This window comes from Paracoccus sp. PAR01, from assembly GCF_014851995.1.
Classification (GTDB): domain Bacteria; phylum Pseudomonadota; class Alphaproteobacteria; order Rhodobacterales; family Rhodobacteraceae; genus Paracoccus; species Paracoccus litorisediminis.
Genome location: NZ_JACVAW010000002.1, coordinates 1 through 23,781 on the forward strand (window position 1 = coordinate 1; position 23,781 = coordinate 23,781).

20 protein-coding genes are annotated in these 23,781 nt (G+C 63.0%); 7 read left to right on the forward strand and 13 right to left on the reverse strand.

Features of this window, described 5'->3' with window-relative positions; all coding sequences use genetic code 11:
- Nucleotides 1–364: 364 nt before the first annotated feature.
- The 11 genes from rpsI to IB235_RS05150 form a co-directional block, all read right to left on the reverse strand.
- Nucleotides 365–844 carry a 30S ribosomal protein S9 gene (gene rpsI, locus IB235_RS05100; protein WP_155042289.1) on the reverse strand — a complete coding sequence of 160 codons (480 nt, stop codon included), beginning with the start codon at nt 842–844 and terminating at the stop codon, nt 365–367.
- A gap of 2 nt (nt 845–846) precedes the next feature.
- Nucleotides 847–1,311, reverse strand: a complete 465-nt coding sequence (rplM, locus tag IB235_RS05105) for a 50S ribosomal protein L13 (RefSeq protein WP_134681911.1) — start codon at nt 1,309–1,311, stop codon at nt 847–849.
- A 146-nt stretch (nt 1,312–1,457) separates the two neighbouring features.
- On the reverse strand, nt 1,458–1,883 hold the full coding sequence (locus tag IB235_RS05110; protein ID WP_192335928.1) for a PaaI family thioesterase: 426 nt from the start codon (nt 1,881–1,883) through the stop codon (nt 1,458–1,460).
- Between the two features lie 26 nt (nt 1,884–1,909).
- On the reverse strand, nt 1,910–2,653 hold the full coding sequence (locus IB235_RS05115) for a cytochrome c biogenesis CcdA family protein (RefSeq protein ID WP_192335929.1): 744 nt from the start codon (nt 2,651–2,653) through the stop codon (nt 1,910–1,912).
- Nucleotides 2,654–2,728: 75 nt separating this feature from the next.
- Nucleotides 2,729–5,266, reverse strand: a complete 2,538-nt coding sequence (locus IB235_RS05120) for a ribonuclease E/G (protein WP_192335930.1) — start codon at nt 5,264–5,266, stop codon at nt 2,729–2,731.
- Nucleotides 5,267–5,748: 482 nt separating this feature from the next.
- The gene (locus IB235_RS05125; RefSeq protein WP_155042293.1) at nt 5,749–7,074 is read right to left on the reverse strand and encodes a sigma-54 dependent transcriptional regulator; all 1,326 of its coding nucleotides are present in this window, start codon (nt 7,072–7,074) and stop codon (nt 5,749–5,751) included.
- A gap of 21 nt (nt 7,075–7,095) precedes the next feature.
- The gene (locus IB235_RS05130; RefSeq protein WP_246195414.1) at nt 7,096–8,841 is read right to left on the reverse strand and encodes an ATP-binding protein; all 1,746 of its coding nucleotides are present in this window, start codon (nt 8,839–8,841) and stop codon (nt 7,096–7,098) included.
- A gap of 113 nt (nt 8,842–8,954) precedes the next feature.
- Nucleotides 8,955–9,623: a phosphoribosylformylglycinamidine synthase subunit PurQ gene (gene purQ, locus IB235_RS05135; protein ID WP_155042295.1), complete on the reverse strand. Its 669-nt coding sequence runs from the start codon at nt 9,621–9,623 to the stop codon at nt 8,955–8,957.
- A gap of 211 nt (nt 9,624–9,834) precedes the next feature.
- Nucleotides 9,835–11,049, reverse strand: coding sequence for an NADP-dependent isocitrate dehydrogenase (locus IB235_RS05140; RefSeq protein WP_155042296.1), 1,215 nt, complete (start codon nt 11,047–11,049; stop codon nt 9,835–9,837).
- A 94-nt stretch (nt 11,050–11,143) separates the two neighbouring features.
- Entirely contained in the window at nt 11,144–12,268 is a 1,125-nt protein-coding gene (locus IB235_RS05145) for an HD domain-containing protein (RefSeq protein ID WP_192335931.1), read from the reverse strand.
- 98 nt (nt 12,269–12,366) lie between these two features.
- Nucleotides 12,367–13,026 carry an alpha/beta hydrolase gene (locus tag IB235_RS05150; protein ID WP_155042298.1) on the reverse strand — a complete coding sequence of 220 codons (660 nt, stop codon included), beginning with the start codon at nt 13,024–13,026 and terminating at the stop codon, nt 12,367–12,369.
- A 162-nt stretch (nt 13,027–13,188) separates the two neighbouring features.
- Here IB235_RS05150 and IB235_RS05155 point away from each other — a divergent pair, with 162 nt between their 5' ends.
- The 7 genes from IB235_RS05155 to IB235_RS05185 all read left to right on the forward strand — a co-directional run bounded on the left by IB235_RS05155 (nt 13,189) and on the right by IB235_RS05185 (nt 21,046).
- A complete protein-coding gene (locus IB235_RS05155) occupies nt 13,189–13,647 on the forward strand; it encodes an Rrf2 family transcriptional regulator (protein WP_155042299.1) in 459 nt (152 codons plus the stop codon).
- 125 nt (nt 13,648–13,772) lie between these two features.
- Nucleotides 13,773–14,879: a carboxynorspermidine decarboxylase gene (gene nspC, locus IB235_RS05160; RefSeq protein WP_192335932.1), complete on the forward strand. Its 1,107-nt coding sequence runs from the start codon at nt 13,773–13,775 to the stop codon at nt 14,877–14,879.
- 63 nt (nt 14,880–14,942) lie between these two features.
- Entirely contained in the window at nt 14,943–16,166 is a 1,224-nt protein-coding gene (locus IB235_RS05165; RefSeq protein ID WP_192335933.1) for a saccharopine dehydrogenase family protein, read from the forward strand.
- Nucleotides 16,167–16,265: 99 nt separating this feature from the next.
- Nucleotides 16,266–17,579 carry an AI-2E family transporter gene (locus IB235_RS05170; protein WP_370576834.1) on the forward strand — a complete coding sequence of 438 codons (1,314 nt, stop codon included), beginning with the start codon at nt 16,266–16,268 and terminating at the stop codon, nt 17,577–17,579.
- A 45-nt stretch (nt 17,580–17,624) separates the two neighbouring features.
- Complete coding sequence (locus IB235_RS05175) at nt 17,625–18,683, forward strand: GlxA family transcriptional regulator (protein ID WP_225612075.1); 1,059 nt, start codon at nt 17,625–17,627, stop codon at nt 18,681–18,683.
- Nucleotides 18,684–18,749: 66 nt separating this feature from the next.
- On the forward strand, nt 18,750–19,802 hold the full coding sequence (locus IB235_RS05180; protein WP_192335934.1) for a hypothetical protein: 1,053 nt from the start codon (nt 18,750–18,752) through the stop codon (nt 19,800–19,802).
- On the forward strand, nt 19,799–21,046 hold the full coding sequence (locus IB235_RS05185) for a hypothetical protein (RefSeq protein WP_192335935.1): 1,248 nt from the start codon (nt 19,799–19,801) through the stop codon (nt 21,044–21,046). The genes IB235_RS05180 and IB235_RS05185 overlap by 4 nt, the downstream gene beginning before the upstream one ends.
- On the opposite strand, the gene IB235_RS05190 is transcribed toward IB235_RS05185, so the two are convergent.
- Nucleotides 21,033–21,983, reverse strand: coding sequence for a hypothetical protein (locus tag IB235_RS05190; RefSeq protein ID WP_192335936.1), 951 nt, complete (start codon nt 21,981–21,983; stop codon nt 21,033–21,035). The genes IB235_RS05185 and IB235_RS05190 overlap by 14 nt on opposite strands.
- A 4-nt stretch (nt 21,984–21,987) precedes the next feature.
- On the reverse strand, nt 21,988–23,742 hold the full coding sequence (locus IB235_RS05195; protein ID WP_192335937.1) for a hypothetical protein: 1,755 nt from the start codon (nt 23,740–23,742) through the stop codon (nt 21,988–21,990).
- Between the last annotated feature and the right edge of the window lie 39 nt (nt 23,743–23,781).

Here is a 23,781-nt window from a genome sequence, read left to right on the forward strand (position 1 = left end):
CGAACCGCGCCATCTTCTCATCAGGCGCCGCACAAGCCATCAAACTTCCCGATTTTACCAGACAAACAACCGTCAAGGCCATCCGTCCGAACCGCTCCAGCACCCTGCCGGCTCGGTGAAGGCGTATTTAGGCGCTGCGTTCGGGGCTTGCAAGCAGAAAAACGCAGGTCACCCAAAGAAAATTCCCAAGCTGATGATCTTTCGTCATTTTTATGTCATCGGATTAGGCACCCCAAACCCCGGATGCCGCTGCGGGAAGCAGCCCACAAAGCCATATCCGCCCAGATTCGCGACCAAACCCGATCGCGAAATGAAAAACGCGGCCCAAAAGGACCGCGTTTCCCGAATTCCAAGAAGTGCCGGATCAGCGCTTCGAGAACTGGAACGAGCGACGGGCTTTCGCCTTGCCGTATTTCTTACGTTCGACGACACGCGAGTCGCGGGTCAGGAAGCCAGCGGCTTTCAGAGCGGCGCGCAGCGACGGCTCGTGCAGCTGCAGAGCTTTCGAGATGCCGTGCTTGACCGCACCGGCTTGACCCGAAAGGCCGCCGCCAGCGACGGTGGCGTAAACGTCGTACTGACCGTCAACGCCAGCAACCTCGAAGGGCTGGCGCAGGATCATCTGCAGCACCGGACGAGCGAAGTAGACCGCAATGTCCTTGCCGTTGACGACGACTTTACCCGAACCCGGTTTCACCCAGACGCGAGCGACAGCGTCTTTACGCTTGCCGGTGGCATAGGCGCGACCCAGCGCATCGCGCTGAGCTTCACGGACGGGGGCTTCGGCAACCGCCACGGTGGCGACCGATTTCAGATCGTCCAGGGTTTTGATGTCTTCAGCCATGATCATGCGCTCCGGGTATTCTTGGCGTTCATGGACTTGACGTCCAGAACTTCGGGCTGCTGAGCTTCGTGCGGGTGCTCGGCGCCAGCATAGACGCGCAGATTGGTCATCTGCTGCTTGCCCAGCTTGTTGCGCGAGATCATGCGCTCAACAGCTTTGGTCACGACGCGCTCGGGGTGAGCGCCTTCAAGGATCTGGCGCGCGGTGCGGTGCTTGATGCCGCCCGGATGGCCCGTGTGCCAGTAGTACTTCTTGGCATCGCGCTTGTCGCCAGTCATCTGCACCTTGTCGGCGTTGATGATGATGACGTTGTCGCCCATGTCCATGTGCGGAGTGAAGGTCGGCTTGTGCTTGCCACGCAGGCGCATGGCAACGATCGTGGCAAGACGGCCCAGAACAACGCCCTCGGCGTCGATCAGGATCCACTTCTTCTCGATCTCCGCCGGTTTCGCGGTATAGGTTTTCATCGGTCGTCCCTTTTGGGGTGTAATTCGAGATTGGCGCTGTATCGTCCATCGCGCGCTTTGAATCAAGTGGGCTGACCGTGAATTAAGCAAGCGTTATCATATGTTTACGAAATAGGTATCTATTTACCGCTACGCAGCACCCGCTTTTACAGGCTTTTTGGCGGAATCGAATAGGTCATCGAGCAGCGCGCCACGATGGCATCGTCCCCTTCCGAACGGATCATCGCATCCGCCACGGCCAGCACCCGGCCCAGCTTCAGGATACGGCATTCGGCCAGCAAATCGCGCCCGGCTGCGGGCTTGCGCATGAAGTCGATCGAGGCATTCGTGGTCACCGCCAGCGCCACCTCGCCAATCCGGGACAGGATCGCCAGATAGATCGAGGCATCGCCCAGCGCGAACATCGCCGGCCCGCTGATCGTGCCACCGGGGCGCAGATGCGCGTCACCGACGATCAGCCGCGACAGCAGCATGTCCTTATCCACGCTCTCGACCCGGATCTGCCCCGCCACCTGCGGAAAGACCCGGTCCAGAAACAGGTTCAATTCCTCTGCGTTCATCGCCAGCTGCATGCCGCCCCCTCTGATTGGTGGCGACGCTAGCCCAGCAAAGCCAGGAAGGGGAAGGTTTCCAGCAACCAATAGGCAAAGGCAGGGAAGGCACCGGTCACCAGCGCCACACCCACAACCACCAGCAACAGGCCCATGATGCGCTCGATCAGCTTCAGATGCGGCTTGACCCGGTTCATCAGCCCCATGGCGCGGTTGATGAAGATGGCCGACAGCAGGAAGGGAATCCCCAACCCCAGCGCATAGATCGCCAGAAGCGAGGCCCCCCTGCCCGCCTCGCCCCCGGTCGCGGCCAGCGAGAGGATCATTCCCAGCTGCGGCCCGATGCAGGGCGTCCAGCCAAAGGCAAAGGCTAGGCCGAGGATATAGGCGCCAAAGGTGCTGCCACCGCGATCGCCGGTTTCCAGCCGCGCCTCGGTATCGAGGATCGGGATACGGATCACATGCAGGAAATGCAGACCAAGGATGATGACCGTTACCCCTGCCCCACGCGCCAGCCAGTCCTGCCATTGCAGGAACATCCGGCCAAAAGCCGAGGCCGCCAGTCCCATCAGCAGGAACACCGTGGACAGGCCCATGACAAAGAAGATCGCAGGCAGGATCGCGCTGCGTTCGCCCGATTTCAGACCGCCAACGCCGACACCGGTCATATAGGCCAGATAGGGCGGGACGATCGGCAGCACACAGGGCGACAGAAAGGACAGGATACCCGCCAGCAACGCGACCATCGCGGCAGGCAGGAAGGCGGTATCAGCAAGTTCGATTCCCAACATGCTGTGCAGATTGCGCGAATGGAAAGGCGCGGGAAAGTCCCGCGCCTCTCAAACTTGCGTCATGTGGCCGTGGGTTCAGCCGATCGACCACCAACCACGACGTTTCGGACGCGGCGCGTCGTCCTCGGCGGTCATGGCCGGTTCGGGCTGCGGGGCCGGAACCGGGATCGGGGTTTCGATCACCGCCGGAGCCTCGACAGCCGTTTCGACGACGGGTTCTTCCGTGACAGTCTCGACCTGGGGTGCAGGCGTCTCGACGACTGCGGGCTCGGTCGTGATGGTCTCCACCGGAGCGTCTTCGATCACGGCGACAACCTCGACCGTCTCGGCAACCGCCAGTTCGACAACCGCTTCCGCCGGAGCGGCTTCGGCCCGATCCTCGCCACGGCGGCGCGAGCTGCGGCGGCGCGGCTTCTTGCCTTCCTCGGCCACCGGAGCAACCTCGGCCACTTCCACAGCCTCGGTCACCGCGACGTCTTCAGCCGCCTCGTCCTCGGCACCGGCCTCGTCAGCGCCATCATCTTCGGCGTCATCGGCATCCGCAGCTTCGGCATGGGCGGCGTCATCGCCGTTCTTGCCATTGCGGCGACGGCGACGGCGACGACGGCGCGACTTGCCCGAACCTTCGCCCTGCTCGGCAGTCTCGGCGCGCGGCGACTCAGTCTGCACTTCTTCGGCGCGGTCCTCTTCTTCGTCCTCGACTTCGTCTTCGATCAGATCCTCGTCGTCGATCTGCGCCATCAGGCTGGCATCGACCGAGACCACCGGGCTCACGACCTCGGGGACATTGCGCGTGGCGGTCTTGAACTTCTCGATCGCGTAATCGGGCGAGATCAGCGAGGGATCGGCCTCGACGCGGACGGACATGCCGTAACGTGCTTCGATCCCGGCGATATGCTCGCGCTTGGCGTTCATCAGGAAGTTGGCGACGGCGACCGGGGCCTTGACCAGCACTTCGCGCGAGCGCTTGCGGGTGCCCTCTTCCTCGATCGCGCGCAGGATGGTCAGCGCAAGGCTGTCATCCGAGCGGATCAGGCCGGTGCCATGGCAATGGGCGCAGGGCTGCGTGGTCGATTCAAGCATGCCCGGACGCAGACGCTGGCGCGACATCTCCATCAGGCCAAAGCCCGAGATGCGGCCGACCTGAATGCGGGCGCGGTCGGTCTTCAGCTTGTCCTTGAAGCGCTTCTCGACGGCAGCGTTGTTCTTGCGCTCTTCCATGTCGATGAAGTCGATCACGATCAGACCGGCAAGGTCGCGCAGGCGCAGCTGGCGGGCGATTTCTTCGGCCGCTTCGAGGTTGGTCTTGACCGCCGTGTCCTCGATCGAGCCTTCCTTGGTGGCCCGGCCCGAGTTCACGTCGATGGCGACCAGCGCCTCGGTCACGCCGATGACGATATAGCCGCCCGAGCGCAATTGAACGACCGGGTTGAACATACCGCCAAGATAGCTTTCCACCTGAAAGCGCGCGAAGAGCGGCATCTGGTCGGTGTAATGCTTCACGTTCTTGCCATGCGTGGGCATGATCATCTTCATGAAGTCCTTGGCGGTGCGGTAGCCGCGCTCGCCCTCGACCAGAACTTCCTCGATTTCCTTGCTGTAGATGTCGCGGATCGTGCGCTTGATCAGGTCGCCTTCCTCATAGACTGGCGCGGGCGCAATCGATTTGAAGGTCAGCTCGCGGATCTGTTCCCAAAGCCGCATCAGATACTCATAGTCGCGGTGGATCTCGGTCCGGGTGCGCTGGCTGCCGGCGGTGCGGATGATCAGGCCGGCGCCTTCCGGCACCTCCAGATCCGCCGCGATTTCCTTCAGCTTCTTGCGGTCGGCCGCGTTGGTGATCTTGCGCGAGATGCCGCCACCGCGGGCGGTGTTGGGCATCAGCACGCAGTAGCGACCGGCCAGCGACAGGTAGGTGGTCAGGGCCGCGCCCTTGTTGCCACGCTCTTCCTTGACGACCTGGACCAGCATGATCTGCCGGACCTTGATCACTTCCTGAATCTTGTAGCGGCGGGCACGCGGACGCTTGGGCGCGCGGATTTCCTCGGTCACGTCCTCTTCGGCGACCGACTCGATGCCGTCTTCCTCATGCGCTTCATCAGCGCTGTCATCCTCGGCGACCGGGGCGGATTGCGCCGTTTCGGTGGTCAGGATCGGCCCGGATGCATCCTCATCGCCCTCGGAGGGATCGACAACGGCCATGCCGGCGATGTCTTCCGAGACGACCACATCCCCCGCATCGGCCGAAGCCGGCTTCGAGGATTTGCGGCGACGCGAGGACGAGCCACGACGGGGCTTGTCGGCCTCTTCGCTTTCGGCGGCAGCGGCCTGACGTTCTTCCTCCAGCAGCGCCTTACGGTCGGCGGCGGGGATCTGGTAATAGTCCGGGTGGATCTCGGCAAAGGCGAGGAAGCCGTGGCGGTTGCCGCCGTAATCCACAAAGGCGGCCTGCAGCGAGGGTTCGACCCGCGTTACCTTGGCCAGGTAGATATTGCCAGCAAGCTGCCGCTTGTTGACGGTCTCGAAGTCAAACTCCTCGACCTTGGTTCCATCCACCACGACAACCCGAGTCTCCTCGGCATGCGTGGCGTCGATCAGCATTTTCTTTGACATGTTTCCGACTTTCGGACGGCCGCAGGCCCGCGCGCAAAGGGGGCACAGGCTGATGGCCGTTCAATGAGAGAACACGATGCCCCGCGCAGACAGCAGCAATCGCGGCGTCAGGGGCAAACCCCTTACGCCGTTGTCGATCAAGCTGCTCAGCGCGACCCATCGCGTCTGTTTACCTTTCTTGGCCCGATCCACATGCAAGCGGTCCGGGCGGCGATCACGGATGCCCAGAGGCCCCGTCGGGGCATGGGCTCGATTTTTCCGCGCGTGGCATAGCCGGCACTTTTCGGGTGTCGCGGCTGGCAGACGCGCTGCGAAACTGGTGGGGGCAAGCAACCGGAAATTGCGGAAGACCACCCCTTGTGGGCAAGATAACGGGGAAGGCCGCGCCGTTACAATGGGTTTTTCAAAACATCTCGCCGGGGCGGCCATTCCCGCCCCCGCTCGGCAGGGCCCCGCACAAAGGCGCGGGGCCGTCCGCTGTCTTAAAGGTAGTCCCCGCGGCTAAGGCCGTATTTCGCCATCTTCTCGTTCAGCGTCCGACGCGGCAGGCACAGTTCGTCCATGACGGCGGCGATGCTGCCCTTGTGGCGGCGCATGGTATTGTCGATCAGCATCTTCTCGAAGCTTTCGACATATTCCTTCAGCGGCTTGCCCTCGGTCGTGGTGGCTTCCTGATTGTCCTCACCATCGGCCATCAGCAGCGACGCGATCGAGCCCGAACCGCGGCGGTTCTGCAGCACGGCGCGTTCGGCGACGTTGATCAGCTGGCGGACATTGCCCGGCCAAGGCGCCTGCAGCAGTTGTGCGGCTTCCTGCGCGGTGACCTGCGGCGGCTCGCAGCCATATTCCTCGCTAAACTGCTCGGTCATCCGGGTGAACAGCGACAGGATATCCTCGCCGCGCGAGCGCAGTGGCGGCAGGGTGATCTTGAGCGCGGTCAGGCGATAGAACAGGTCGGGACGCAACGAATCCTCGGCCTTGCGGCCTTCGCCACGGGCATTGGAAATCGCGATGATACGGGTTTCCGCGGGTGCGCCCTGCTCGGCGATGAACGCCAGCAGGCGGGCTTGCAGCGGATCGGACAGCGCCTCGATATCCTCAAGGCACAGCGTCCCGCCACGGGCCTCCTCGACGGCGGGCAGACCGTTTTCGACCGGGCCGAACAGCTTTCCGGCCAGCACTTCGTCGTTGTAAGCGGCGCACGAGATCGGCACGAACTTCTTGGAGGCACGTGGCCCCACGGCATGCAGGGCGTGGGCGACCAAGGTCTTGCCAGTCCCGGTCTCGCCGTCGATCAGCACATGGCCGTCGGCCTGCCCCAGATCAAGAATATCCTCACGCAGGCGGTCCATGACCGGGCTGGCCCCGATCAGCTTGGACATGACCTGTTGGCCCTCGGACAGGTCGCGGCGGAGCGCGCGGTTATCCAGCGTCATGCGGCGCGCCTGCCCCGCGCGCTTGACCAGCTCGGTCAGGCGTTCCGGGTTGAAGGGCTTCTCCATGAAGTCCATCGCGCCGATCCGCATGGCCTCGACCGCCATCGGCACATCGCCATGACCGGTGATCATGATGACCGGCAGGCCCGAATCGATCCCCATCAGCCGCTTCAGGAACGCCATCCCGTCCATCCCCGGCATGCGGATGTCCGAGATGATCACCCCCGGCCAATCCGCCGAGATGACCTTCAGCGCATCATCGGCGCTGGCGAAGGTCTCGGTATCAAAGCCGGAAAGCGCCAGCCATTGCCGGATCGACTCGCGCATATCCGGTTCGTCATCAACCACGGCAATCTTCATCGTGCGGCTCATTGGCGCATCACCTTTCCATCGTCATTCTGCCGCCTGCTGCGTTCCGACCCTGCGGGCCGGATCGTGAAGCGGCAGTTCAAGTTCGAACACGGCGCCTCGCCCACCCTCGTCCGCGGCATTATGCGCGGTCAGGCGGCCGCCGAAATCAGCTGCGATCCCGGACGAGATGGCCAGCCCCAGGCCGGTCCCCTCTCCGGGTTTCTTGGTGGTAAAGAAGGGTTCGAAGAGTTTTTCCAGATCGGAAACGCCTGGACCGTTGTCGCGGATGGACAAGAATGCGTGAGAGCCCGAGCTGACCGTGATCTCGATCGCGGGGTCGCGCACGGCCTTGATCGCGTCGATGGCGTTCCTCAGCAGGTTGATGATGACCTGTTCCAGCCGGATGCGGTCGCAGTAAACCATCACCGGATAGCGCGGAATGCTGCGCTGCAACTTGATGGTGCGGTTGCGCAATTGCGGCTCCATCATCACCAGAGCGCTGGACAATGCTGCGCGCAGATCGACGGGCTCAAAGGCCTCGCCGCCCTTGCGGGCATAGGATTTCAGCTGCCGCGTGATCGCCCCCATGCGCTCGACCAGATCGTCGATGCGCTGGAAGCTGGACAGCGCTTCCTCACCGCGGCCACGCTGCAGCAGCAGGCGTGCCCCGGCCAGATAGGTCTTCATCGCGGCAAGGGGCTGGTTCAGCTCATGGCTGACGCCTGCCGACATCTCGCCCAGTGCGGCCAGCTTCGAGGATTGCTGCACTGTCTGCTCGGCCACGCGCAACTCGCGCTGGACGCGCTCGCGTTCGGCAATCTCGCGGGTCAGACGCAGATTCAGCGCCCGCAGATCGGCTGATTCGCGCATATAGGCTGCCGATTCCACCCGCGCGCGCCGCGATAGCAGGTAGAACACCGCCGCCAGCAGGATCGCAAAGCCCATGATCACCATGGCCAGAACGGCATTCACCCGCTCACGCACGGAATCGTAAGTGGTAAAGGCGATCATCTTCCAGCCGCGGAAGGGGATGCGGGTCTCGGCCTGCATCACCGCCTTGCCCTGCACATAGGCGTCAACGGGGGCCGAGGTCCAATCCGCCGTCACCTGAAACGCCCGTGCAATCGCCGAAGGGGCGGATCGCACGGCCAGCGCCTCGGGCAAAGTCAGCCCACGCCAGCGCGGCTCGGTCGACAGGATGATCTGGCCCGAACTGTCGGTGACGGCGATGGCATCGGAAATCCCCGCCCATGACCGCACCAGCCGCGTCAGATCGGCACCGACCACGACGACGCCCAGCGTCCGCCCGTCGGCCACCACCGCCCGCGAATAGGCAAATTCATAGACACCCTGCGGCGAGGGGGCGACGGTGAACACCGTGTCCTTCGACCGCAGCGCCTCGACATAGAAGGGTTCCTGCACGTAATTCGTGCCGATCAGATTGCGGTCGGTCGAACCCACCGTCCGCCCCGAGGCATCCAGCAACCGGATCGAGGCCGCGCCGATTTCCTTCTGTGCGGAAATCAGCCGCGCCGACGTCCCCGAGAAATCATTCCCCGTCAGGGCCGAAATCAACGCCGGATCACGCGCCAGCAACTGCGGCACGACCGATGTCCGCTGCAGTTCCGACAGCAGGTTCCCGGTATACAAGGCGGATCGCAACTCGGTCCGCACGCGGGTGTTTTCGGAAAACCGGGCCGATAGCCAGCTGTTGGTGAACCAGATCGTGCCGACGGCAAGCACCAGCAGCGCAGCGATCACGGCACGCAGCCCCCAGCGGCTGGTCATTGCTGCCCGGCTGCTTTCCGTCATTGCGGTACTGAGATCGTCTTCCTGCATGCGCCTCTGGCCTGTCCCTCAGGGAACAAGCCAATCTAGTGCGCGAATGTCACGCACTCAAGTCAGACGGTGGCAAGCTCTTGCACAAGGGATGCAAAAACCCTTGCGCCATCGGTTCCGCCGTGAACCGATTCGGCGGCACGCTCGGGGTGGGGCATCATGCCCAGCACGCGACGGTTCTCGGACAGCACCCCGGCAATGTCCTCAACCGAGCCGTTGATTCCCGGCGCATAGGTAAAGGCGATGCGGTCCTGGTCCTTCAGCGCGGCCAGTCCTTCGGCGTCGATCTGATAGTTGCCATCGTGATGGGCGACCGGAACGCGGATGCTGTCACCCTTGGCATAACCGGCGGTGAAGGGGCTTGCAGCGGTTGCAACCTTCAACTCGACCTCACGGCACAGGAAGGTCAGCCCGGCATTGCGCATCAGCGCGCCCGGCAGCAGGCCCAGTTCGGTCAGGATCTGGAAACCATTGCAGATCCCCAGCACATAGCCGCCCTTGGCACCATGCTCGCGGATGGCATTGGCAATCGGCGAATGCGCCGCAATCGCGCCACAGCGCAGATAGTCACCAAAGGAGAAACCGCCCGGCACCGCGACCAGATCGGTCCCCGTGGGCAGCGCCACATCCTTGTGCCAGACCCGCGTCACCTCGGCCCCCGCCTGCGTCAGGGCAACGGCAAGATCGCGGTCGCAATTCGAACCAGGGAAGGTGATGACGGCAGCTTTCATGGCGGGCACTCCGGGTTTGACCTGCGCGCCCCTTACTCCATTCTGGCCGGACTGTTAAGTCGCAACGCGCATTCCAAGGCGCGCGGCCCGGGAAATTCACCGTTTTACAAATACCCGACAGCAAGGCCGCGACACGCGATACGCCTGCCAGATGGGCGTATGAAAAGGGCCGGGGAATACCCCCGGCCCTTCATCACTCCAGCGCGGCAGATCAGCCGGCCAGCGCCTTGTTCAGGTATTCGTCGACTTTTTCCAGATAGCCCATGGTGGTCAGCCATTTCTGGTCCGGCCCGACCAGCAGCGCTAGGTCCTTGGTCATGTGGCCATCTTCGACCGCCTGCACGGTGACCTTTTCCAGCGTCTGGGCAAAGTTCATCAGCGCTTCGTTGCTGTCGAGTTTCGCGCGGTGCTTCAGGCCACCGGTCCAGGCAAAGATCGACGCGATCGAGTTGGTCGAGGTCTGGTTGCCCTTCTGGTGCTCGCGGTAGTGGCGCGTCACGGTGCCATGCGCGGCCTCGGCCTCGACGGTTTGCCCATCGGGGGTCATCAGCACTGAGGTCATCAGACCCAGCGAGCCGAAGCCCTGCGCAACGGTGTCCGACTGCACGTCGCCGTCGTAGTTCTTGCAGGCCCAGACATAACCGCCCGACCATTTCAGGTTCGAGGCCACCATGTCGTCGATCAGGCGGTGTTCGTAGTGAATACCGGCCTTCTTGAACTTGTCCTCGAACTCTTCCTCATAGACCTTCTGGAACAGGTCCTTGAAGCGACCGTCATAGGCTTTCAGGATGGTGTTCTTGGTCGACAGGTAGACAGGGAAGCCGCGCAGCAGGCCGTAGTTCATGGAGGCGCGGGCGAAGTCGATGATCGACTCGTCGAGGTTGTACATCGCCATGGCCACGCCCGAGGACGGCGCCTGGAAGACCTCGTGCTCGATGGTCTCGCCGTCTTCGCCGACGAACTTGATCGTCAGCTTGCCCTTGCCGGGGAAACGGAAATCGGTGGCCTTGTACTGGTCTCCGAAGGCGTGGCGGCCGACGATGACCGGCTTGGTCCAATGCGGAACCAGACGCGGCACGTTCTTGCAGATGATCGGCTCGCGGAAGATCACGCCGCCAAGAATGTTGCGGATGGTGCCGTTGGGCGACTTCCACATCTTCTTCAGGCCGAATTCCTCGACACGCTGCTCGTCCGGGGTGATGGTCGCGCATTTCACGCCGACGCCATATTGCTTGATCGCATTGGCGGCATCGATGGTGATCTGGTCTTCGGTGCGGTCACGCTCCTCGATGCCCAGATCGTAATATTTCAGGTCGACGTCCAGATAGGGCAGGATCAGCTTCTGCTTGATGAAATCCCAGATAATCCGGGTCATCTCGTCGCCGTCGAGTTCAACGACGGGGTTCGCTACCTTGATCTTCGACATAGGTGGTCCCTTTGGTTAGGATTCGGCTGCCCGCCCTATAGCGGCTAAAGCGGGCGAAGAAAAGGCTGGTATGCGATTGCATACCGAGCCGCGATCATCCCGCGAAATAGACCCGCGAGCTTTCGTTCAACCAGTGCCACAGGCTCGGCGCACCGCGTTCGATGCGCAGACCGACCCGCTCGACCAGCTGTTCATAGGTCACGTTATATTCGACCCAGCTTCCCCCGCCCGAGGCGATGTTCTGCATCACCGGCTGGGCCCGGTCGAGCGACTTGGCAAAGACCGCATCCGGGGTCTCATTCGCCTCGAACTCGGTCCAGAGGGCGCGGAACTCGGCCCCCTGCGCGGGCGGCAGCAGGCCAAAGATGCGGTCGGCTGCCGCATCCTCAGCCGCCATCTGCGCCGCGCCGTGATGGGCCGCTCCGTTCTGGGCATGGATCGGCACGTCGCCGGTATCGATCTCGACCAGATCATGCAGGATCAGCATGCGGATGACCCGGCCGATATCGACGCCCTCGCCCGCATGGCCCGCCATGACCAGCGCGTAAAGCGCCAGATGCCAGCTGTGCTCGGCGCTGTTTTCGCGGCGCGAGGCGTCGCAAAGCGTGCTGGCGCGATAGACGGATTTCAATCGGTCGGCTTCCGCCAGAAAGGCCAGTTGGCCGGACAGATCGCCCTCGACCGGGCGGCCCTCGCGGATGGCCTGCGCGGCCTGCATCGCTTCGGGCCATTCCTGCCAGATCCGAGCGGCGCGACCGGTCGTCATGTTGTCGGCGACGATGGCAAGGTGATCGGCGAGGGGCTCGGGCGCGTGTAGCACCTGAAACAACGGCTGAATGTGATCCATGCGCTTGGCAAAACGCGCGTCAGGGGTGTCGGCGGCCTCGAATTCCTGCCACAGCGCCAGCAGATCCGCGCCATCGGGCAGGATGCCGAACAACCTTTGCGCGGCGGCCAGTTCGGCGGCCTCGACGGCGGCGATGTCATGGGCAAGATGGATCGGGTGGTCGCCGCAATCGACCTCGACCAGATCATGCAGCAGGATCATCGCGATGGCGCGATCGCTGGCACCAAAGACCATGGCGAAAAGCGCGACATGCCAGCTGTGTTCGGCGCTGTTCTCGGCGCGGGACAGGTCCATCAGCACATTGGCGCGCTCAACGGATTTCAGCCGATCGGCCTCATTCAGGAAATTGAAACGGGCGGTCAGATCGCTCATGCGCGGCTCCTTTTCGTTTCGCCCCGGTCCTAGCGCCATGCGCGGACCGTGACCAGCCGCAAAGAAGAACGCCCCGGCGATGGGCCGGGGCGATGGGTTCAGCGGGTGTTTTCCGTCAGGCGGCGACGGACATAGCCCTGCACCTTGTCGATCATCGGCTTCATGTGGACCTCATCGTCGCGGAAGAAGTGATCCGCGCCTTCGATTTCCTCATGGGTGACGGTGATGCCCTTCTGCTCGCGCAGTTTGCTCACCAGCGTGTTGGTGTCCTTGGGCGGAGCGACGCGGTCGGCCGAGCCGTTGATGATCAGCCCCGAGGACGGGCACGGCGCGAGGAAGCTGAAGTCATACATGTTCGCCGGTGGCGCGACCGAGATGAAGCCGGTGATCTCGGGGCGACGCATCAGCAGTTGCATGCCGATCCACGCGCCAAAGCTGAAGCCCGCGACCCAGCAATGCTTGCTGTTCGGGTTCATCGCCTGCAGGTAATCCAGCGCCGCGGCCGCGTCCGACAGCTCGCCGATACCCTGGTCGAATTCGCCCTGGCTGCGGCCGACGCCACGGAAATTGAACCGCATGACGGTGAAGCCCATGCGGTGGAACGCGTAATGCAGGTTGTAGACGACCCGGTTGTTCATCGTGCCGCCATATTGCGGATGCGGGTGCAGGATGATGGCGATCGGGGCGTCGGGGATCGGTTGCGCGTGATAGCGCCCCTCAAGACGACCTTCGGGACCGGGGAAAATCAGTTCGGGCATGGGCTTCCTTTGAAACTCGGGTTTCTTGACCCTGTGACGGCGCGGCTCTAGATGGTCAATCTGGGAAGCGCACCAGACATAGGCAAGACGCAATCAAAGACGGCGCAGGCGGATTAGCCTGAAGCCCGCGTTGCGTCAATGCGATGGCAGAGGGAGACCACGATGAAACTGTCCACCAAAGGCCGCTACGCCATGGTCGCCTTGACCGACCTGGCCATCGCCAAGGGCGATGATCTGACCTCGCTGGCCGAGATCTCGAAGCGTCAGGACATCTCGTTGCCCTATCTCGAACAGCTGTTCGTGCGGCTGCGCCGGGCGGGGCTGGTCGAATCCGTGCGCGGTCCCGGCGGCGGCTACCGGCTGGCAAAAACGCCCGAGACGATCCGGGTCGCCGACATCCTTGAGGCCGTGGACGAGACCGTCAGCGCCATGCATGTCGGCGCGGGGGCCTCGGGCGGCATTTCGGGATCGCGGGCGCAGACGCTGTCGAACCGACTTTGGGAAAGCCTGTCGGCGCATGTCTATGTTTTCCTGCACAACCACACGCTGGCGGATGTGGCACGCAATCAGCTTCTGCCCTGCCCGGCCCTGCCCAAGATCCTGTCGATCGTCGACGAATAATCGCCTGCGGGGCGGCTGGACCGCCCCCACGTCATGGGCAAGTCACCATTCCTTGCGAAACGACGCAAGTGGCCCTAAATGAGCCACTTCATTCGACCCGGCTTCGCCACGAGGGGATACGCGCCATGTCCGAACTGCAGACGCCCTATTACCTGATCGACCTTGCGAAGCTGCGGGTCAACATGGAGCGCATCCAGTATCTGCGTGAGCATTCGGGCGCGAAATGCCTGCTGGCGCTGAAATGCTTCGCCACATGGTCGGCGTTCGACTTCATGCGCCCTTTCATGGACGGCACCACCTCGTCCTCGCTGTTCGAGCTGCGTCTGGGCCATGAGGAATTCGGCAAGGAAACTCACGCCTATTCCGTCGGTTGGGCCGATCACGAGATCGACGAAGCGCTGGGTTATTCCGACAAGATCATCTTCAACAGCCTTGGCCAGCTGGACCGTTTCGGGGCCAAGGCCGCCGAGCGCGGCATCACTATGGGCCTGCGCCTGAACCCGCGCTTCTCGACCAGCGGCTTCGATCTGGCCGACCCGGCGCGTCCCTTCTCGCGCCTTGGCGAATGGGACCTGCCGCGGCTGGAATCCGCGCTGGACCGGATATCCGGCGTGATGATTCACTATAATTGCGAGAACGGCGACTTCGATCTGTTCGACGCGCAACTTTCCCGCATCGAGGCCGAATTCGGCGGCTTCCTGGAAAAGCTCGACTGGGTTTCGCTGGGCGGCGGTATCCATTTCACCGGTGACGGCTATCCGCTGGACCGCCTTGCCGCACGGCTGAAGGCCTTCCAGCAGAAGTTCGGCGTCCAGCTGTTCCTTGAGCCGGGCGAGGCCAGCATCACCAAGTCCAGCTCGCTTGAGGTCTCGGTCCTTGACGTGATCCATAACGGCAAGGACGTGGCCATCGTCGACAGCTCGATCGAGGCCCATATGCTGGACCTGCTGATCTATCGCGAAACCGCGAAGCTGCCGCAGGACGGCAACCATGCCTATCAGATCGCGGGCAAGACCTGTCTGGCCGGCGACATCTTCGGCGAGGGCCGCTTCCCAGCACCGCTGCAGATCGGCGACCAGATCAGCATCGCGGATGCCGCCGGTTACACCATGGTCAAGAAGAACTGGTTCAATGGCGTCGGCATGCCCTCGATCGCGATCCGCGATGAGGACGGAACGATCCGCGAAGTTCGCCGGTTCTCTTACGACGATTACAAATCCAGCCTGTCCTGAGCCGGAAGCTCAGGCGAAAGCGAGGTCCTCCCCCCTTTTCCTGCCCCTCTGAAGGAGACTGAATTGGCAAGAAACGTGCTCATTATCGGCGCCGGCGGCGTCGCCCAGGTGGTCGCGCATAAGATCGCGCAAAACGCCCAGGAATTCGGAACGCTGCATATCGCCAGCCGAACGGTGTCCAAGGCCGACACGATCATCGAGAGCATTCGTGAGAAAGGCCATTCGGTCGAATTCACCACCCATTCGCTGGACGCCATGGACAGCAATGCCGTGGCCGAACTGATTCGCAAGATCGACGCCAGCATCGTGATCAATGTGGGCTCGGCCTTCGTGAACATGACCGTGCTGCAGGGCTGCATCGACACCGGCGCGGCCTATATCGACACCGCGATCCACGAAGACCCCAAGAAGGTCTGCGAGACCCCGCCGTGGTACGGCAACTACGAATGGAAGCGCCGCGAGGCTTGCGAGGCTGCCGGTGTCACCGCCATTCTGGGCGCGGGCTTTGATCCGGGCGTCGTCAACGCCTATGCGCGTCTGGCCGAGGACGAGTATTTCGACAAGATCGAGTCCATCGACATCGTCGATATCAATGCCGGTAGCCACGGCCGATGGTTCGCCACCAATTTCGACCCCGAGATCAACTTCCGCGAATTCACTGGCACGGTCTATGCGTGGCAAAAGGGCGAATGGACCGAGAACAAGATGTTCGAGGTCGGTCGCGAATGGGACCTGCCCGTCGTCGGCAAGCAGACCGCCTATCTGTCGGGCCATGACGAGGTTCACAGCCTGTCCGCCCGCTACAAGGAAGCCGATGTCCGCTTCTGGATGGGCTTTGGCGCGCATTACATCAATGTCTTCACGGTCCTTCAGAACCTCGGCCTGTTGTCGGAACAGCCGGTCAAGACCGCCGAGGGTCTGGAAGTCGTGCCGCTGAAACTGGTCAAGGCCGTGCTGCCCGACCCGGCCAGCCTTGCCCCGAACTATGAGGGCAAGACCTGCATCGGCGATCTGGTCAAAGGCACGCAGGACGGCAAGCCGGGCGAGGTCTTCATCTACAACGTCGCCGATCACAAGGAAGCCTTCAACGAGGTTGGTAGCCAAGGCATCAGCTACACCGCTGGCGTCCCCCCCGTCGCCGCAGCCATTCTGGTCGCGCGCGGCATCTGGGACGCGAAAAAGATGGTGAACGTCGAGGACCTGCCGGCCCGTCCCTTCCTTGAGTTGCTGGGCGATCTGGGCCTGCCCACCCGCGTCATCGACGCGACCGGCGACCACCCTCTGTAAGCGCGCTGCTCAAATCTTGAACAACCATGACCCCGCGGACAGGAACCTGCCCGCGGGGTTCGCGTTTCCCCCTGCATCCATGCGCCGGGGAATTCCAACGTGACGCCTCCCGACCAGCTGACCCACATGTTCCCGAGCCTGCCCCGATCAGAAGGCCGCAAGGTCGCGAACTGGGCCGTCATCGGTATTTTCGTCATCCTGCTGTTCTGGTTCGTGGCGCAGGCTCGTGACTTCCTGATGCCCGCCACGCTGGCCTTCCTGCTGTTCTTTGTCTTCGTGCCCTTTCGCCGGGCGATGGAGCGCTGGGGCGTCGGCGCGGGCATCACCGCCACCATCGTCTCATTGGGGTTGATCATCGCCATCGCGGGGATCGGACTGATCGTTTCGGGCCCGGTCAGTCGGCTGATCGACAACGCCCCCCAAATCGGGGCACGACTGGAACAGCGTTTCACCGAGATCCGCAGCAATTTCGCGGGGATCGAGCGCGCCGCCCGCAAGATCGACGAAATCACCGGAGGGGCCGAACCCAAGCCCGAGGAAGGACAGACCATCCCCGGCGCATCGACCCCCATGCCCGAGCCGGGCGTGACGGGCATGGTCACCGGCACGGTCACCAGCGTTCCCGCCCCCGGAACGCCGCAGCCCCCCGACCAGCATATTCAGGTCGAGGTGAACCAGCACCCGGCATCATCGACCTTGGGTAGCGTGGTGAACCTTGGCCCGGCTGTTCTGGGCCAGATCATCTTCACCCTGTTCCTGCTGTTCTTCATGATCTCATCGGGGGACCTGCTTTACCTCAAGATCGTGCAAAGCTTCGACCGCATGCGCGACAAGCGCGCCGCCTATCTGGCGCTGCGGGAAATCGAGGATCGGCTGGGCGCCTATCTGGGGGCAATCACGCTGATCAATGCCTGCCTTGGCGTGGCCATCGGCATCACCATGTGGGCATGGGGGATGCCGTCCCCCGTGCTGTTCGGTGTGGTGGGCTTTCTGCTGAACTTCATCCCCTATCTGGGAGCGGTCTTTGGCATTATCGGCGCGGCGTTGGTCGGGCTGTTCGTCTTTGACGATCTGTTCACGCCGCTGATGGTGGGGCTGTCCTATCTGACCCTGACCGCGATCGAGGGGCAGCTGATCACCCCCTATTTCGTCTCGCGCAAGCTGCAGTTGAATACGGTGGTGGTGTTCCTGACGGTGGCGCTGTGGGCCTGGCTCTGGTCGGTTCTGGGCATGATCGTCGCGGTGCCGCTGCTGGTCGTCATGCGGGTGCTGGCCGACCATATTCCGGGGCTTGAGAAGTTCGGCAATTTCCTTGCCGGGGAAAGTCCCCCTGCGCTGGCGGACGAGGATGAGGACGAGGCCAGCGCAAGTGAGCAGGTCGTCATCGGCGACGTTCCCCCTGCCGCAAACTGAATGCTGGACCACGGCACGGGTGATGGCATCATGACGACATGAACGATGGTTGATTCGCGACACATGACCCATCCCGCCGACCCCCGTGCGACCGCCCCTGCGCCAAGGCTGACGATCGGTTTCATCCTTGCGCCGCGTTTCACGCTGTCCGCCTTTGCGACATTCGTGGACGTGCTGCGGCTGGCCGCCGATGACGGGGACGGCTCGCGCCCGATCCGCTGCCGATGGAGCGTGCTTTCCGCCGACATGGCCCCGGTGCAATCGTCCTGCGGGGTCAGGATCGAACCCGAAGAGCGCTTGGGCGACCCCTCGCGCTTCGACTACATCGTGGCGGTCGGGGGGCTGATCGATGGCGGGCCGGGGCTGTCGTCCGAGGAGGGCGCGTTCCTGCAAAAAGCCGCCGCCCAACGGGTTGGTCTGGGCGGGCTTTGCACAGGGGTCTTTGCCTTGGCACGATTGGGGCTGATGGACGGCTATCGTTGCTGCGTCAGTTGGTTTCACCATCAGGATTTCTTGTCGGAATTCGAACGGATGCGACCGATCTCGGATCAGATATTCGTCGTGGACCGCGACCGGCTTAGTTGTTCGGGCGGGGTCAGCGCCGCGCATCTGGCGGCGTTTCTGGTGGACCGCCATCTGGGACGCGCGGCTGCACGAAAAAGCCTGTCGATCCTGATGATCGATGAGCCGATGCAGGGCGACCGCCCGCAACCCGGCCTGCCGCTGGAGCTAAGCCCGCGCGATCCGCTGGTGCGTCGCGCGCTGCTGGCCATGCAGCAGAACCTGCATGCGCCGCTATCGGTGGCCCGCATCGCCCGCGATCTGGGCGTGGGCCGACGCAAGCTGGAGCGGCATTTCAGTTCGGATCTGGGGATTCCTCCTGCCGATGCCTCGGTCCGCATCCGGCTGGCACAGGCACGGATGCTGCTGGCCCGCACCGACAGAACGGTGACGCGGATCGCCGAGGAAACCGGCTTTTGCGATGCCTCGCACCTGATCCGGGTGTTTCGCGAATCCGAAGGCATGACGCCCGACCTGTGGCGACAGGGACAGGCGGAAGCTTGGTCCGAGGCGGGGCAACTGACGGACGTTGCATCGCCCTGACCAGCAACACGGTCGCCTCGCACAGATAATGCGGCATCCCGGTTGATGCCCATTGGAGGTCCGCGCATGCCCGTTGAAATAATCGGAGAGGTCCATCCCGCCCTGCTCTCTGGACTGTCCGAGGTCCATTTCCGCGGGACCAAGGTCGCTGTCCTGAACGCTTTGGGCGACACCCTTGTTGCTGCCGAAACGCTGACCTTGCCGTCGATCCTTGAGCAGCCCGGCGTCCTGCCCGCGACGGCAGGGCTGGGCGACAGCATCACCCTGAACCTGGGGCAGGCCGAAGGCGTGCCCGCGCCCGTCGCCGCATGGGATTTCACGCTGAACGGCGTATCGATCAAATCCCAGCTGGACGCCGGGATGATGACGATGGAACTGGCCGAGCCGGGCGAGTACGTCCTGTCGGTCGAGTGGACCAACAGCCAAGGGACGGTGCGCGCCCAGTCGGCCTCGCTGGTGGTGGCCGCGCCGGTGGTCATTCCCACGATCGACTATCCGACGGTGACGCTGGCCTATCTGAACGCGGCTTCGACCTATGCGGGGACGGCGCAGGATGTAACCTCGATCAGCGCCGCAGGGCAAAGCCATCTGGTCTTCAGCAAGACCGGCAGCGGCACCGCGATCCAGCGCACCGAGGCGGGTTTTGTTTTCGCGGGTGGTTACTATCTGCAAAGCCAGACCGTCTCGGGCCTACCGACCACCGACGGGATCTTCGCGGTGGTCGATGTCACGATCACCAGCTACGGCACCGCCGCGACTCAGTTGCTGGACGGGACCGGGACCACGATCAAGCTGCGAAACAATGCGGGCAACCTGCAGGCGGTGGGTCCGGTCTCGGGGCTGGGCGCGTTGTCACTGGGCACGGTGCCCTATGGCACGCGACTGATCATCGGCGGACAGTTGGACGACGTGCTGGACGTGCTGTCGGGACATGACCTGTCGGGTGCGGTTGTCACGGCGGCGCATACCGGGCTGGCCGATCCCACGCCCACACGCTTCATTTCCGGGCGATACCTGAACGGCACGCTGCATCGGCTGGCGCTTGTCGGCCGGGCCGAGGGCGGCAGCTGGCCCGTCACCATGCAGGAGGTCATCGCGGATTTTCGGCGGGGGGTGTGACGGCCCCCAGACCCTCCGTCACCTCGCTGGAAATTCTGCCGGTCTATGGCCAGTCCGAAAACCGGTCCTCGGAAGATCCGCTTGCCGCCATACTGGATGGCGCGACACCGGGACAGGTGCATTACCTGTTCGGCATGCGCGATCAGGCCGGGCGCGCCGTCGGCCCCTCGGGGGCGGGCTGGTCGGGCACAGGCATGGCCGCAATCGACCAAAGCCGTGCCGCGACTGGATTTGCCACGGCTGAAGGGCTGGGGCGGGTTTCTCCGGCCTTCACGCTGCAATACTGCCGGGCCGTCGGCTGGCGTGACCAACTGGCCCCAGCCAAGGGCGCGGTGATCGCCGATCACGGCTACGGCGGGCGCTACATCAACGAATGGCGTCCCGACGATGCCAGCCCTGTCGGCCGCAACCAGCTTTACTGGATGCGAGAGGCCAAGCGGCTGGCAGACGGTTTCGGAATCGGTATCTCGTGTCCCTATGTCCTGCTGTTTCAGGGCTCATCGGCCAAGGACCAATCGGGCAGCCAATATGAACCGGACTTCCTGATCGCGCATGAGGCGACGCTGGCGCAGGCCCGCGCGCTGTTCGGGACCGCGCCCAAGCTGGTCACGGTGATCAACGGAGCGGATGTGGACACGAATGGCGATGTCTATGCCATACCCGGAGTGCAGTATCGTCTGACCTTGGCGCAACAGGGCATCATCGCCACCTGGCAACGGATCTATCCGATCAACGACCAGAACGCCCATATCGACGGCTCGACCAAGGTTCTGGTCGGCGAAACCTGCAACTGGGCGATCAGTGAGGTTGAAGCGGGCCGGCCGTGGAACATCACCTATGGGGTGGCAAAACAGGGCGATCTGGTCACGGTCAGCTTCGCGCTGCGTCCGGGCGAGGTGCTGCTCAACCGCAGCGGGCTCTACGATGCTTTCGGCGGCGCGGCGACCTGCGCGAATTACGGTTTCGAGGCAGATGGCGGCATCATTGAAGCCATCCCCGATCTTGCCGGGAACAGCGTTACCCTTCGTTTGCACGACGGCTCCGCCCGCTGGCTGCGCTTTGCCCATCAGGTGCAGGACTGTTACGCGTTGACCGATGCAGCGGGCTATACGATGTCGGCACACCGCACCACGCTGTTTGCCAGCGAAAGCCGCGAGAGCCGCTTCGTATCGGGGCAAAGGCTATGGCGGGCTTTGCCGGGGTTTCGGGGCAGCCTTCTTGGGGATGTCTTTACGCCTGAATGACCGTGGCAGAGGACAGGGTCACGTCCTGTCCCAGCCGTTCCAATCGAAGCCGGGTCAGCTTGCAGCCCGGCTTCGCCGCCAGCGCTTGCTGGTAATGCAGCGCCTCGGTCGCCGCATCCTGACGCGCAGCGGCCAGCCGCGCCATCAGCCGATGATAGCTCCACGGGTCAGTCACGGTCGAGACCACACGCTCGGCCGTCGCATGGCGGCCATGCTGGATCGCGTGGCTGGCCAAATGCAAGCGATAGCTTTGGCTTTCCTTACGCCGCGCCAGCAGGCGGCGGCGCAAGGACGACAAATCACCGGCCAGCAGATCCTGAAACACACGCGCCGCATTCGCGCTGCCCGCGACAGCTTCCACCGTGCGATGTCCCATATGCGGCAAGGCCAGCAGCTTGGCCCCTGCCGCTTTCAGCCTTTCGGCGTGAAACCGGTCCTGCCGGAAATGCGGATCGTGCAAGACAATGCTGGTTGCCGGCAGGTTCTCGGCGTCGACCTCCATCCCGCGGTGCAGGTCGGCGCGAAAATGACGGGCATAGCGCTGATCATGCGCGCCGGTTACCGTCGGATCGATGCTGTCCTGCGGACTACAGGCCAGAGCATGGTCAGCCCCCAGTGCCCTACCCCAGCGCAGCGCGCCATATCCGCCCATCGAAGCCCCATAGGCGACAGTCAGCGGCCCACCAAGCGCAAGGCAGATCGGAACAATCCGTTGCATCTCTGTCGCCGGATACCAGCAAGGATGTTTCGGCACGATGGCCAGCAGGTCATATCCCAGTCGCTCGCACAGTACCTTGGCAAAGGCGTTCCGGCCATTCGCCCGTGCATGCATGATGTCGAAAGTGAGCAGGCGCAGCGATCCGCCACGCGCGACATGCAAAAGCTGCAGATGCTGCCCGTCGAACAGGACGCGCGGGACGTTCTGTTCGACAGGCATCGCCCTAGGCCGCCTCTCGGTCACTGCCCTCTACGTTCACCAGCGCCGACGCATCGACGATGGGCCGCGCATAGCTGTTCACGAACTCGGCGATCTTGAAGTAGCCCGTGCGGGTATAATGGTCGCTGTCGACGAAATCCTCGGGCGCAAGCAGCTGGTCAATATCAATGAAATGCGCGTTCGAGGTGCTTCGGCAGAAGTTCCGGCACATCGCGTTGTAGCTTTCGCGGATCTCATAGGTGCGAAGCGCCTGCTCTCCGTGTTGGGTGACCGCAGACAGCAGGAACAGCGGTGCTTGCGGCGCACGCAGGCTGTCGACCCGCTCAAGGCTGCGCCGGGTCAGGTCAAGCCGTTCCTCAAGCGTCAGACGGCGGTGATACATTTCCTTTGAGAAACGCTTGGCCAGTTCGGGCAGCTTCATCAGCTTGTTGAACCGTCGCGGCGGGATGGTGGCCCAGAACTCTCCCCCCCATTCCGAGCCGCCATAGGTAAAGAACAGATCGCTCGGGACCGAGAAATACAGCGACAGCAGGATCAGGTCCGACGCCCGGATCGAGCGGTCCAGCGCCAGCATATCCTCAAGGCTTTGCCCGACCAGCTTGTTCAGCGGCATCGAATGCTTCAGCTGCGGCTGCCGCGGGTTCAGGATGAAGCCGACATCGTCATAACGGACCAGCATGCCCTGATCGTCCTGCTTGTTGACGAATTCGTCCCGGTTCGTGCCGCAATAGAACGAGACCTGCAGCAAGTCGCAGCCGCCGATCAGGCAAAGACGCCGATCATCCAGCGGATTGGTCGAGGCGCCGAAATCGCTGACCTCGGTGATCCAGTCGATCTTATCAGGCTGCTCAAGACTGCTGGCGACCGGTCCCACGACCTTGAATTCGGGGCGGCCCAGATAATTCCAGACCCACTGTTCAACCCCCATGTTCAGCGTTCGGCACGAGAAGGCAAAGTGATGCACCGCCGTACCCGAATATTTTGTCCGTACGCAGAAGAAGCCGATCGTGCCGTAATCGCCATAACGGTCCTGCACCTGCACCAGCCCCGCATGCATCCCCGAAACCGCCAGCAATTCGTCCAGCGCGGCGCGTTCCTCGGGCGTATTGGCCCGGATCTTGGTGAAGTTCAGTTGATTGGTGCGGTTCAGAAGCTCCAGCACCCGGTCCATATGGTTTTCGACGTCGGTGACGATGCGGATGCGGATCTGGGACTGGCGCAGGAACTCGACATTGCTCAGACCGGAGTTCTCACGCTCGTCCTTTTTCTGCTCCATCACCTTGTACTGGGTCAGGCGGCTGTGGTCGCGGTCATTCTTGCCCTTGAGTTGCGGCAGATCCAGCAGGCCCGGCAGCCCCCCTTTCGAGGCGTCAATCGTCATGATGCCGGGGCAAAAGAACGCCGCTTCCTCAAGGTTCAGGTGGTTGTCGTCAAGAAACAGGACGTTTTCTGCACGCAGGCCCATTTCTTCGATCATCTGGGCGATGGCCTGCCCCTTGGGCGACCATGCGATATGCGGAAAGACGAACAGGTCCCAGATCCCAAGCTCCTCAAGCTTCGCCTGCGCCTGAGCAAAATCGTTCTTGGAGCAGATCGAACACATGATCCCGCGCCCCACCAAAACCCGCACCATGTCCAGATGCGCGTCGATCACGCGGACGCCTTCCTCCGACAGGGTGCCCCCCCAAAGAGTCTCGTCCAGATCCCAGACGACCAACTTGACCTGCGACGTAACTGCCTCAAAGCATTGAACTTCCATGCCCGCCCCCGGTTGGTTTTGCCTGAGCGTGCCATCTCT